10 protein-coding genes are annotated in these 12,724 nt (G+C 67.0%); all 10 read right to left on the bottom strand.

What is annotated here, in order from left to right; all coding sequences use genetic code 11:
• Positions 1 to 89: 89 nt before the first annotated feature.
• A complete protein-coding gene (gene bamA, locus A37E_RS0120220) occupies positions 90 to 2,588 on the bottom strand; it encodes an outer membrane protein assembly factor BamA (RefSeq protein ID WP_029558282.1) in 2,499 nt (832 codons plus the stop codon).
• 206 nt (positions 2,589 to 2,794) lie between these two features.
• Positions 2,795 to 3,952 carry an RIP metalloprotease RseP gene (gene rseP, locus A37E_RS0120215; protein WP_038193453.1) on the bottom strand — a complete coding sequence of 386 codons (1,158 nt, stop codon included), beginning with the start codon at positions 3,950 to 3,952 and terminating at the stop codon, positions 2,795 to 2,797.
• 104 nt (positions 3,953 to 4,056) lie between these two features.
• Positions 4,057 to 5,226, bottom strand: coding sequence for a 1-deoxy-D-xylulose-5-phosphate reductoisomerase (gene dxr / locus A37E_RS0120210; RefSeq protein ID WP_029558280.1), 1,170 nt, complete (start codon positions 5,224 to 5,226; stop codon positions 4,057 to 4,059).
• A gap of 10 nt (positions 5,227 to 5,236) precedes the next feature.
• Complete coding sequence (locus tag A37E_RS0120205) at positions 5,237 to 6,049, bottom strand: phosphatidate cytidylyltransferase (protein ID WP_051679216.1); 813 nt, start codon at positions 6,047 to 6,049, stop codon at positions 5,237 to 5,239.
• Positions 6,050 to 6,054: 5 nt separating this feature from the next.
• Complete coding sequence (locus A37E_RS0120200; RefSeq protein ID WP_029558278.1) at positions 6,055 to 6,867, bottom strand: isoprenyl transferase; 813 nt, start codon at positions 6,865 to 6,867, stop codon at positions 6,055 to 6,057.
• 112 nt (positions 6,868 to 6,979) lie between these two features.
• Complete coding sequence (frr, locus tag A37E_RS0120195) at positions 6,980 to 7,543, bottom strand: ribosome recycling factor (RefSeq protein ID WP_024279300.1); 564 nt, start codon at positions 7,541 to 7,543, stop codon at positions 6,980 to 6,982.
• A gap of 278 nt (positions 7,544 to 7,821) precedes the next feature.
• Positions 7,822 to 8,592: a UMP kinase gene (pyrH, locus tag A37E_RS0120190; protein WP_024279301.1), complete on the bottom strand. Its 771-nt coding sequence runs from the start codon at positions 8,590 to 8,592 to the stop codon at positions 7,822 to 7,824.
• Between the two features lie 23 nt (positions 8,593 to 8,615).
• The gene (gene tsf / locus A37E_RS0120185) at positions 8,616 to 9,539 is read right to left on the bottom strand and encodes a translation elongation factor Ts (protein ID WP_024279302.1); all 924 of its coding nucleotides are present in this window, start codon (positions 9,537 to 9,539) and stop codon (positions 8,616 to 8,618) included.
• Between the two features lie 121 nt (positions 9,540 to 9,660).
• Positions 9,661 to 10,665, bottom strand: coding sequence for a 30S ribosomal protein S2 (locus A37E_RS0120180; RefSeq protein ID WP_038193451.1), 1,005 nt, complete (start codon positions 10,663 to 10,665; stop codon positions 9,661 to 9,663).
• A gap of 249 nt (positions 10,666 to 10,914) precedes the next feature.
• Complete coding sequence (locus A37E_RS0120175; protein ID WP_038193449.1) at positions 10,915 to 12,567, bottom strand: long-chain fatty acid--CoA ligase; 1,653 nt, start codon at positions 12,565 to 12,567, stop codon at positions 10,915 to 10,917.
• Positions 12,568 to 12,724: the final 157 nt, after the last annotated feature.

Genomic DNA, 12,724 nt, shown 5'->3' with positions numbered 1-12,724 from the left:
GATGCAACGCACCGGAGAGGCAGGGAAGAGGTCTCATTCCGTTGGAGCTTCGGAAGCGAACGCCGCCGCAGCTCTTCCGTAGAGCCAGATCAGAAGCGGGTACCACCGGAGAAGCGGAACGCCTGGGTCTGGTCAAACTGGGCCTGCGAAAGCACCCAGGCATAATCGAAGCGCAGCGGGCCGAAGGGCGACTGCCAGATCAAGCTGACACCGACCGAGGAGCGGATCGCGTCGTCGTCATAGACGCAGACGTTGTTGTAGCCCCAAGTCTTGCCAATGCTCGGGCAGTTCACCAGGTTCGGCTTGCCGTAGAAGTTGCTGCCGTCCCAGTTGTACACACCAGGGAACTTCGTCGGGCCGCCGTAGTCGAACAGCGAGCCAGCGTCCGCGAAGATCGCGCCCTTCATGCCGATATCCTTGGGAAGGAAGGCGAAGGGGAACTGGATTTCCGCGGAGACACCCCAGTAGGTCGTGCCGCCGAGCGCGTTCAGCTGGTTGTTGTAGCAATTGTAGGAGAGCGGCGTGCCGGCGTTCGATGCCGCGCAGGGCGCGATATCGCGGGGGCCGATACCGGACGGCGCGAAACCGCGGACGAGGTTCGGACCCATGTAGAAGTTGTCCAGCACGTCCAGGTCCTGATTGCCCCAGGACGAGACATAGCCAGCCTGTGCGCGCAGGATGAGCACGCTGTCGTACGGCAGCGGGGTGTAGTGCCGGAAGTCACCCGTGGTGCGGATGAAGTTCACGTCGCCGCCCACGCCCGCCAGGTCCTGCTTCAGCTCGGCGTAGATGCCCTGGGTCGGGCTCTGATTGTTGTCGAGCGAATTGAACGACAGCGTGTAGCCCAGCGCCGAGGTGATGGTCGCGCCCTGAGCAGCTGCATCACGAATGGCCCAGGAGATGGACGTGGCGCAGTAGCTGTAGGGCAGGGTGCCGACATCGCCATAGTTGCTGCAGAGGTTGATCGAGCGCTGATAGAGGTTGTAGCGCAGGGCCAGCGTGATCTCGTCGGTGATGGGCAGGCCGAAGCGCAGGCCGCCACCGACCATGTTGGTGCCGTAAGGCGTGTAGCTCGTGGTCTCGGTGTTCTTCCAGTAGAGGTCGAAACCGGCCGCGAGGCGATAGCCGAGGAAGTAGGGCTCGGTGAAGGAGAATTCCGCACCCTGCGAGTACTGGCCCAGCGTGCCGGAGACCTTCACGTACTGGCCGCGGCCGAGGAAGTTCTTCTCGCCCAGCGAGACCTCGCCGATGATGCCGTCCGCAGTCGAGTAGCCGCCGGAGATGGAGAACTCGCCCGTGGGCTGGTCTTCCACGTCCACCGCGAGGATCACGCGATCAGGCGCGGAGCCGGGCTCGGTGGTGATCTTCACGTTCTTGAAGTAGCCGAGGTTGCGCAGCCGGCGCTCGGCCCGATCGACCAGCACGCGGTTGTAGGCATCGCCCTCGCCGATATCGAACTCACGCCGGATGACGTAGTCGCGGGTGCGGGTGTTGCCGCGGATCTCGATGCGCTCGATGTAGACCCGCGGGCCCTCCTCAAGCACGAACGCAACGTTGATGAGCTTGGCCTGGAAGTCGCGATCACCGCGCGGACGCACCTGGGCGAAGGCGTAGCCAGACTTGGACGCCTCAATCGTCAGGTTCTCGACCGACTTCTCGACGAGTTCGGCGTTGTAGATCTGGCCATCCTGCGCACGCACCACGCGCTTCAGGGAGTCCGCGGAGAGATCGCGGATGTTCGAGATCACGTCGACCTTACCGAAGCGGTACTGGTCGCCCTCCTCCAACGTGAACGTGAGGACATAGCCGCCGCCGGCGGGATCGAGCTCGGCGGTCGCGCCGATGATGCGGAAGTCGGCATAGCCGTTCTTCAGGTAGAAGCGGCGCAGCAACTCCTGGTCTGAGTTCACCCGGTCCGGATCATAGGCGTCGGTGGACTTCAGGAACGACAGCCAGTTGGTCTGGGTCGTGGAGATGACGTCCTTCAGCTTCCAGTCCGAGAAGGCCTTGTTGCCGACGAACTTGATGTCCTTGATGCCGGTCTTGTCGCCTTCCTTGATCTCGAAGACCAGATCGACACGGCCGTTGCCGCGGTCGATGGTGACCGGGTTCACGCGCACGTCGCTGCGGCCCGACCGGCGATAGATCTCGATGATGCGCTGGGTGTCAGCCTGAACGACCGACTTGTTGAACGGCCCACGGGGCTTGGACTGAACCTCGCCCTCCAGCACCTCGTCCTTGATCTTCTTGTTGCCCTCGAAGACGACGCGGTTGATCACTTCGTTCTCGGCCACCCGCACCACGATGCGGCCGCCGGACTGATTGATCTGCACGTCGGAGAACAGGCCCGTGGCGTAGAGCGCCTTCCAGGCCTCGTCGATCTTGGCGGCCGTATAGGGACCGGAGCCGAAATAGGAGCGGATGGTATCCGCATCCACACGGCGGTTGCCCTCAACCACGATGGAGCTGGACTGGGCTGCGGCGGGGGACGCCACGACGAGAGAACCGGCCACCGAACCCGCCGCAACGCAGGCGGCGAGACCAAAGGCGGCGGCCAGATTTCTCAGGACCCGGAGCTTAGCAGTCATATGGTGCGCAACCTTGAAATTTCGTTGTTCTCGAACCCGCCGCCTTCCCCGGACAAACGCACCGGGCACAGGGACGGATTCTCACCCTGCGTTGCCGCTTGTACAGGCTTTTACCGCAGGTGCAAACCAAGCCGCGGCTGAAGACTGCCCTTTTCCGGGGACCGTTGCGCGCTCGCCACGACCCCGGTGCGACAAATCAAAATCCCTTACATTGCAGCAATATGCAGCACGTCGTTCCAGGTGGCGAAGATCATCAGCATGAGCACCAGCGCAAGGCCGATACGGAAGCCGATATCCTGCGTCCGCGCACTCAGCGGGCGGCCACGGATCGCCTCGAAAGCGTAGAACAGAAGGTGTCCGCCATCCAACAGCGGGATGGGAAAGAGGTTAAGCAATCCGATAGACACGGACAGCACCGCCGCCAGGGAAAGGAGTGCTCCGATACCAAATGTCGCGACCTGCCCGGAGACCTGGGCGATGCGGATGGGTCCGCCGAGCTGATCGGCCGACTCGCGCCCGGCCACGAGGCCGCCGAGGTAATCGAAGGTGCGGGCCACCACGAACCAGGTTTCCTGCACGCCCATGCCGATGGCCTCGACCGGGCCGAACCGCTGAGTCGTCACGTCGCCCGCCGCCAGCGAGCGCGAGATTCCCAAAAGGCCGGTGCGATGACTGTTGCCGAAGGGATCCTTGACCTCCTTCAGCTCGGGCGTGGCCGTGAGCGTGACCTGCCGATCGCCGCGCTCGACGGTGAAGGCGAGCGGCTGGCCGGCGTGGGAGCCGACGATGCGCTGCATGTCGGAGAAGCTGTCCACCTTGGCGCCGTCGATCTCAAGAACGAGATCGCCGGGCTTGAACCCGGCCATTTCCGCGGCGCTGCCGGGGTTGATCTGGTCCACGCGCGGCGCCGTCACCTGCTTGCCGAACACCATGAAGACGATGGCGAAGATGGCGATCGCCAGCAGGAAGTTGGCGACGGGACCGGCGGCGACGATGGCCGCGCGCCAGGCGACCGGCTTGTAGAAGAAGCTTTCGTTGCGCTCGGCCGCGGTCATCTGGGAGAGGCGCGCGGCATCGGGCGTGGACGCCGCGTCTTCATCGCCGAAGAAACGCACATATCCGCCGAGGGGCACCGCGGCGATGCGCCAGCGGGTGCCGTGCCGGTCGTTGAAGCCGACGATCTCCGGTCCGAAGCCCAGCGAGAAGGTGACCACCCGGACGCCGGCGCGGCGCGCCACCCAGAAATGGCCGAGCTCGTGGAAGAACACCACCAGCGTCAGGACGAACAGGAAAGGGATGACGTAACCGAGAAGAGTGGAGGACAGCGTGCCAAGGTTCGCACCGAGACCGGAAATCACGTCCATCATCGTTCCTCTTCTCCCGGGCGCCCGCAGGCGGGCTAACCCTACACACTTATCCCGCGCTCGCCAGCCTCGGGACACCGGCCCCGCGCGGCCGAAGACCGCTCTTAGGACGCCTTTGCGGCAAACTTGGGCAGGAGTCCGGAGGCCGTGCGGCGCGCAAGCTGGTCTGCCTCCAGCGCATCGGCGATGCTCGAAGGTGCCGGACCACCATTGATGCGGTCGAGGGTCGCCCCGACGATATCGGTGATGCCGTAAAAGCCGATCCGCCCGTCCAGATAGGCCGCGACGGCGATTTCGTTCGCCGCATTGAGGACGGTGGCGGCCATGCCGCCCTGCTTCAGCACCTCGCGGGCGAGGGCCAGCGCCGGGAATCGAGTGACGTCGGGCGCTTCGAAGCTGAGGCGGCCGAGGGCCACGAGGTCGAGCTTGCGGCAGGAGGTGGCCACCCGCTCGGGATAGGCGAGGCAATGGGCGATGGGCACGCACATGTCGGGCAATGCCAGCCCTGCCGTAACAGAACCGTCGATGAAGGAGACGAGGCCGTGCACGACCGACTCGGCATGCACCACCGCGTCGAGCTGGTCGGCGGTGACGGAGAACAGGTGCTGGGCCTCGATCAGCTCCAGCCCCTTGTTCATGAGCGTCGCGGAATCGATGGTGACCTTGGCGCCCATGTTCCAGTTGGGATGCTTCAGCGCGTCCTGCGGCACGGCGCGGGCGATCTCCTCCCGGCTCTTGAGGCGGAAGGGACCGCCGGATGCCGTGAGCGTGATCTTCTCCACCGCCTTGTGGGGACCGGCCGCCAGCGCCTGGAAGATGGCGTTGTGCTCCGAATCCACCGGGAGGATTTCGGTTTCCAGCCGCGCCGCCTCGGCCATGAAGAAGGCGCCGGCGGCGACGAGGCATTCCTTGTTGGCAAGCGCGATGCGCCGGCCGGGCGCGAACGCGGCGACCGTCGGGGCAAGGCCGGCACAACCGACGATGGCGCTCACCACCACGTCGGTATCCCGCCGCGCGGCTTCCAGTACCGCCTCGGGGCCCGCGCCGCACGCGATGCCGCTGCCGGAAAGGGCATCCTTCAGCGCCGCGCCACCGGCGGGGTCCGCCAGCGCCGCGAAGCGGGCGCCCAGGGCTCGCGCGGTCTCGGCAAGGGCTGCGGCGTCGCGTCCGCCGGCCACGGCCTCGACCCGGTAGAGGTCCGGCGCATCCGCGAGGACCTTGCGGACACTATGGCCAATGGAGCCCGTGGCCCCGAGCACGGAGAGACGTTTCATGGGGAGCGTCCTACCACAAAAGCAGGCCAGTCGCCGGGTCGCCCGCATTGCGGAGCACCGCGACGACGACCGCCACCAGCGCGGCGGCCGCGAAGCCGTCCAGCCGGTCGAGCAGGCCGCCATGGCCGGGAATGAGCCGGCTCGCATCCTTCACGCCGAACAGGCGCTTGAACGCCGATTCCGCGAGGTCGCCGGCCTGGCTGACGATGCTGAGCAGGAGGGAAAGGCCGGTGAGCGGCAGCAAGGCCGGCGCGCCGGAGGCGTAGGCGACCGCGAGGCCGCAGACGGTGCCGAGCAGCGTTCCGCCGATGGCCCCCGACCACGTCTTGTTCGGCGACACCCGCGGCCACAGCTTCGGGCCCCCCAGCGCACGGCCGGTGAAATAGGCGAAGATGTCCGTCGCCCAGACGATAGCGTACAGATAGAGCACAGCGGAAAGGCCCAGCGGCGAGGTGCCGCGCAAGACCACCACCGGAAGGGCCGCGCTGGCCGCCGCGAGCACCCCGAGCATGGCCCACGCGCTCTGCCGCGGCACGGCAAGGCTGCAGGCTGCAGCCCCCAGCACGGCGACGCTGAAGGCCCAGGTGGGCTCGGCCATTACCGCCAGCACACCGCCGGCAACGATGCCGAGGCCGCCAAGGCCGAGATAGACCGGGCGATGATCGAGGCGCGCGATCACCGCCCATTCATTGAGAACGAGAAGGCCGGCCGCCACCCACAGCACGGCGAAGGGGATGCCGCCATACCAAGCGGTGGCGAGCACCACCGGCACGAGCACGAGGGCGGAAAGGGTGCGATGTCCGAGATCGGAGCCGAAATGCACGTGGGTCAGGGTCCGGGGCGAGGCGTCACGCCGCCGAACCGCCGGTCACGCCGGGCATATTCGTCGATGGCCGCGATGAGGGCGGCCTTGTCGAAGTCAGGCCAGTAGATGGGCAGGAACACGAATTCCGAATAGGCGGCCTGCCACAGCAGGAAATTCGACAGCCGCTGCTCGCCGGAGGTGCGCACGATGAGGTCGGGATCAGGGATGCCAGCGGTTTCGAGCCGCTGGGAGATCATCTCCACGTCCACGTCCTCGGGCTTCACCCGCCCGGCCGCCACATCCGCCGCGATGCGCGCCACGGCCGAGGCAATCTCCTGCCGCGCGCCGTAGTTGAAGGCGACGACCAGCGTCAGCCCGGTGTTGGTAGAGGTCAGCGCCTCGGCATCGTCCAGAAGCTGGCGGATGTCGGGGGCAAGGCCCGCCCGCTCGCCGATCACCTTCACCCGCACGTTGGCGGAATTGAGCTCGGCGAGATCGTGCCGCAGGAAGAACTTCAGCAGGCGCATCAGCTCCGTCACCTCGGTGACGGGACGCGACCAGTTCTCCGAGGAGAAGCTGTAGATGGTGAGGAAGCGGATGCCGATTTCACGAGCGGCGCGCACGCATCGGCGCAGCGCTTCGACGCCCCGGCGATGCCCTTCCACACGCGGCAGCTTGCGGGAGGTGGCCCAGCGGCCGTTGCCATCCATGATGACGCCGACGTGCACCGGGACGCACCGGGGCGCCGCGGCGGGCGTCGGCTGACCGGCCGCCACGGGGGCGGCCGGCGACGTCCGGCCGGGAACAGCGGCTTCGCTCGCGGCGCGCAGGGTCATGGCTTGCTCAGGGCTCACACCTTCGTCCTCAAACCGCGTTGGCTCTCAAACCGTCGCGGCCGACCGGCTCCGGTCAACCGCGTCCCTGGCCTCCCGCCGCCGCTGTCCCCGCTCAGACGGACAGGATTTCCTTTTCCTTCTGGGCGAGCGTCTGATCGATCTCGGCGATGGTCTCGTCGGTCGCCTTCTGGACGTCCTTGGACAGGCGGTCGAGTTCATCGGAACCCATCTCGCTGTCCTTTTCCAGCTTCTTCAGCAGGTCCATCCCGTCGCGACGCACATGACGTACCGCGACCCGGGCGGCCTCGGCATACTTGTGCGCAACCTTGACGAGTTCCTGCCGGCGCTCCTGGTTGAGTTCGGGGATGCGCAGGCGCAGCACCTGGCCTTCCGTCGCCGGATTGAGGCCGAGATTCGAATCGCGGATCGCCTTCTCGACGGCGTTCACCATGCCGCGGTCCCACACCTGCACGGAGAGCATGCGGGCCTCGGGCACGGACACGGTGGCAACCTGGTTCAGCGGCATCCGCGCGCCATAGGCCTCGATCGTGATCGGCTCGAGAAGGCTGGCCGAGGCACGGCCGGTGCGCAGGCCGCCCAGCTCGTCCCTGAGCACGCCGACCGCGCCATGCATGCGGCGCTTGAGATCGGCCATGTCGAAGGTCCCGGTGGTCATGACTATCCTCTGTCTTCAAGATCGCGGGCACGCTTCATTCGCACGGAAACGTTTCTGATTCCATGCGAACGCGCGGTTCCTGGCGGGAAAGGCGCGGCGGGAGGAGCCCTGGTCGAGGTTGCGGCTTGCCCGGACATGACAGGACGACACGGCAATTCGGTGGCCATGCCGCACGCGGCGCGACCAGGGCGATGCCCGGGCCCCAGCCTTCTGCCTGCATCCGTCGACAGCGCCCCCTGTCCTTCCGGAAAACTCAAGCCGCGATCCGTCTCGCCGGATCAGGGCGCGACGACCGTGACGCGCCCTTCTCCCATCGCCGCCGTGGCGATGGCGCCCGGCTCGCGGATGGAGAACACGATTATCGGCAACGCCGCTTCGCGGGCAAGCGCGAACGCGGCCGCATCCATCACCTTGAGGTCGCGGGACAGCGCCTCGTCGTGGGTGATGCGGTCGTAGCGGGTAGCCGACGGATCGAGCTTGGGATCGGCGGAATAGACGCCGTCCACATTGGTCGCCTTCAGCACCGCGTCGCAGTCGAGCTCGGCCGCGCGGAGCACGGCGCCGGTGTCGGTGGTGAAATAGGGATTTCCCGTTCCGCCGGTCAGCACCACGATGCGGCCGCGCCGCAGGTGCCGCATGGCCGGCTGGCGGGCGTAGGGCTCGCACACCGTCGGCATGGGAATGGCGGAAAGCGTGCGCGCGGGCGCGCCGGCGGCTTCGATGGCCCGTTCCAGCGCGAGGCCGTTCATGACGGTCGCCAGCATTCCCATATGGTCCGCGGTGGCGCGATCGAGATTCTCGTCCGCCACCCGCGCGCCGCGCAGGATGTTGCCGCCGCCGACGACCACCGCCACCTCGCACCCCGCCGCACGGGCGGCGACGAGGTCACGGGCGATGCGGGCGACGGTGGGGGGATGCAGGCCGAAGGGCTCGGCGCCCATCAGGGCCTCGCCCGAGACCTTCACCAGAATGCGGGGATAAGGCAGTCCCGGCGCCGCGAAGGGCGCCGGGGGTTCCGGATAGTCCGAGTCGTCGGAGATGGCGGTCATGGGAGCCCCCTCCCCGCCTGCGATCAGGACTGGCCGGCGGCGGCGGCCACCTCGGCCGCGAAGTCGGTCTCTTCCTTCTCGATGCCCTCGCCGAGCGCGTAGCGCACGAACGCGGTGAGCTTGACCGGAGCGCCGACCTGGCCCTCGGCCTCCTTCAGCACCTGCGCGACGGACTTGGAGCCGTCATGCACGAAGGGCTGGTCGAGGAGGGTGTTCTCCTTGAAGAAGCTCTTCATGCCGCTTTCGGCGATCTTGTCCTGCACGTTGGCGGGCTTGCCCTGGTGCTTCTCGAGCAGGATGGCCTTCTCGCGGGCGATGGTGGCCTCGTCGATGCCGGAGGCGTCGAGCGCCAGCGGGTTGAGGGCCGCCACGTGCATGGCGATCTGCCGGCCGAGGGTGGAGAGCTTCTCCACGTCGCCCTCGGACTCGAGCGCCACGAGCACGCCGATGCGGCCCTGGCCCTCGACCACGGCGCCGTGGACGTAGGACGCGATTACGCCCTTGGAGACCGTGAGCTTCACCGAACGGCGGAGCGTCATGTTCTCGCCGATGGTGGCGATGAGCGCCGTGAGGCGGTCGGCGACGGTGACGTCCTCGCCCGGGAACTTGGCGGCGGCGACGGCCTCCAGGGAGCCATCCGTGTTGAGGGCGACCTTGGCCACCTCACGCACGAACGCCTGGAAGTCGGGGTTGCGCGCCACGAAGTCGGTCTCGGCATTCACCTCGACGGCGGCGGCGTAGTGGCCGGAGGACTCGACCGCGACCAGACCCTCGGCGGCCACGCGGCCGGCCTTCTTGGCGGCCTTGGCGAGACCCTTCTTGCGCAGCCAGTCGATGGCAGCCTCGACGTCGCCGTTCGTCTCGGTGAGCGCGGACTTGCAGTCCATCATGCCTGCGCCGGTCTTGTCGCGCAGTTCCTTCACGAGCCCGGCGGTGATCGCAGCCATGTTCAATCCCTTCTTCTCGCGCCACGGCCGGCCACGGTGCGCCCGAGCCGGCCGTGGGGGCGCGGTGCGCCCCATTACTCTCGATTCGTTTTCAGATCTGCGACAAGGACGGTGACGGGTATCACTCGACCTCGGCAGACATCTCCTTGGCCTGGGCGATCCAGCCGTCCACGCGGCCAGGCAGACCCACTTCCTCGCCGATGCGGTGCGCATCGACGGCGTCGAGGCCGGCAATCTGGCCGAAGTGGAACACGCCGAGATCGTTGAGCTTCTGCTCGATCTCGGGGCTCACGCCGGTGAGCTTCTTCAGGTCGTCGGCAACGCCGCGCGGACCCGACAGGGGCTCGAAGGACGACCACACGCTGGTCTCGACCGGCAGGTCCTCGACAAGCGGAGCCTCTTCGGCGCCCACGTCGTAGCCGAGATCGCTGTGGCCGCGGCCGATGCCGTCGATGGCGGCGCGGGCGATCAGGTCGCAATAGAGCTGGATGGCGCGGCCGGCGTCATCGTTGCCCGGGACCGGATAGGCGATGCCGTCGGGATCGCAATTGGTGTCGAGGATGGCCGCCACCGGGATGCCGAGGCGCTGGGCCTCCTTCACGGCGATGTCTTCCTTGTTCGTGTCGATCACGAACAGCAGGTCCGGCAGGCCGCCCATGTCGCGGATGCCGCCGAGCGCCTTGTCCAGCTTCTCCTTTTCACGGGAGAGCGTCAGGCGCTCCTTCTTGGTGTAGCCGGAAGACGCCTCGGGGGCGGCCAGCATCTCCTCCAGCTTCTTCAGCCGGGCGATGGAGTTGGAGATGGTCTTCCAGTTGGTGAGCATGCCGCCGAGCCAGCGGGAGTTCACATAATACTGGGCGGAGCGGCGGGCGGCGTCCGCCACCTGCTCCTGCGCCTGGCGCTTGGTGCCGACGAACAGCACGCGGCCGCCCTGGGCCACGGTGTCGGACACGGCCTGCAGGGCGCGATGAAGCGCCGGCACGGTCTGCGACAGGTCGAGAATGTGGATGTTGTTGCGAACGCCGAAGATGTACGGAGCCATCTTGGGGTTCCAACGGTGGGCCTGATGGCCGAAGTGCACGCCAGCTTCGAGGAGCTGACGCATCGAATAATCGGGAAGAGCCACTTTGGTATTCTCCGGTTGAGCCTCCGCGGACGTACCTTCGCCAATGGCGATAGGCACCGGATGGCCGATATGGCCTGTGTCCGCGTGCGGAATGGGTCGGGCACATACACGAGGTGGGGCTGATAGGCAAGGGTGGCGCCCCGCGGGGGTGTGCCCTGCCCTCTCGTCGCCGTGCTCCCGCGCGCCGGCGAGGGGGCACCTGAATACGGTAGCGGCGGCAGCGGGACGCGGGGGGGCGCCCGCCCCTTTTTACCCTCCGGCGGCGCGCTGGCGCTCTTCTTCCACCAGTTCCTTCTTGGAGAGCTTGCCCACGACGCTCTTGGGCAGGCTCTCGCGAATCTCGACGGCCTTGGGCATCTCGATCTTGGAAATCTGGGCGGAGAGGAAGTCCATCAGCTCGGCCGGAGTCGCCTGCGCGTCCTTGCGCAGGGTGACGAAGGCCTTGGGCGCCTGGCCGCGATAGCTGTCGGGAATGCCGATGGCCACCGCCTCGGCCACCGCCGGATGGAGGTAGAGCGCCTCCTCGATCATCCGGGGATAGACGTTGTAGCCGCCGCAGAGAATCACGTCCTTGATGCGGTCCACGAGGAACAGGTAGCCGTCCTCGTCGAGATAACCGACATCGCCGGTGCGCAGCGCCCCGTCCACGAAGACGGCGGTGGTTTCGTCCGGGCGATTCCAGTAGCCGGCCATCACCTGCGGACCGCGCACGCACACCTCGCCTTTCTGGCCCACCGGCATCATGCGGGCTGAATCGGCGAGGTCGCGAATCTCGATCACCGTCTCGGGCAGAGCGGTGCCCACCGAGCCGTCCTTGACGAGACCGAGCGGCGGATTGGCGCTCACCACCGGCGAGCTTTCGGAGAGGCCGTAGCCTTCCACCAGCGGGCAGCCGGTGAGTTCCTGGAATCGCGTGCGCACATCGAGCGGCAGCGGCGCGCCGCCGGAGATGGAGAGCGTGAGGGAGGAGAGGTCGCGCTTCTCGATGTCCCTCACATTGTTGATGGCGGCATAGATGGTCGGCACGCCGGGGAACATGGTGGGCTTCTCGCGCTCGATGTCGTCGAGCAGCGACATGAGGTTGAAGCGCGGCACCAGGATGATCTCGGCGCCGAGGCAGATCGGGATCAGCATCACCGTCTGCATGGCGAAGACGTGGAACAGGGGCAGCACGCCCAGCACCCTTTTCACCCCGATCCGCTCGCACTCCGCATGCTGGACCAGCTGGCGGGCATTGGCCGAGACGTTGGCGTGGGTGAGCATGGCGCCCTTGGGCACGCCCGTGGTGCCGCCGGTATATTGCAGCACCGCGAGGTCTTTGGCCGGGTCCACCTTCACCGGTTCGGGGCGGTCGCCGTGCTTGAGGAGGGAAGCGTAGTCCACATGCATCCCGTCGCCGGTGCTGTAGACCGCCTTCTCCTTGCGCTTGAACAGGTTGAAGAGCAGTCCCTTGGGAAACGGCAAGATGCCGGACATGGGGCAGACGACGATGGATTTCAGCCCCGCCTCATGGGCCACCGCGAGGACACGGGAGTGGATCAGCTTGAGGTCGGGGACCACCATGATGGTCGTGCCGGAATCGCGGATCTGGTGCCTCAGCTCGCGCTCCACATAGAGCGGGCTGAAGTTCACCACCGTGCCGCCGGCCTTCATCACCGCGAAGAAGAAAATGACGGAATAGGGCGTGTTGGGCAGGCACAGGCCCACATGGGTGCCCTTGCGCACGCCCATGGCCTGAAGCCCCGCCGCCACCTTGTCCACCGTGGCGCCGACCTCGGCATAGGTCCACTTGCGGCCGAGGAAGCTCAGGGCCGGCTTCGCGCCATGCGCCGCGACGCTGCCTTCCAGAAGCTCGGGCACGGGCGAGATGGCGATGGCCGCCGCATCGGTGCGATGGAGCATGATGTCCCTCCTGCGCCGGCGCTCTTCTGTTTTCTTGGGCAAGCCGGCGGCGTCATCTCCGACGTTGGATCAGCAACGCCGTGATTCAAGAATGCTGGCGCGCGATTGCGCCAGAAAGGCGGTTTGTGCCGGATCGACTGAAGCGATCCCCGGCGGC

The organism is Xanthobacter sp. 91 (assembly GCF_000702385.1).
Classification (GTDB): domain Bacteria; phylum Pseudomonadota; class Alphaproteobacteria; order Rhizobiales; family Xanthobacteraceae; genus Xanthobacter; species Xanthobacter aminoxidans.
Note: the sequence above shows the minus strand (reverse complement) of the source record. Positions and strands in the feature narration are given on the sequence as shown.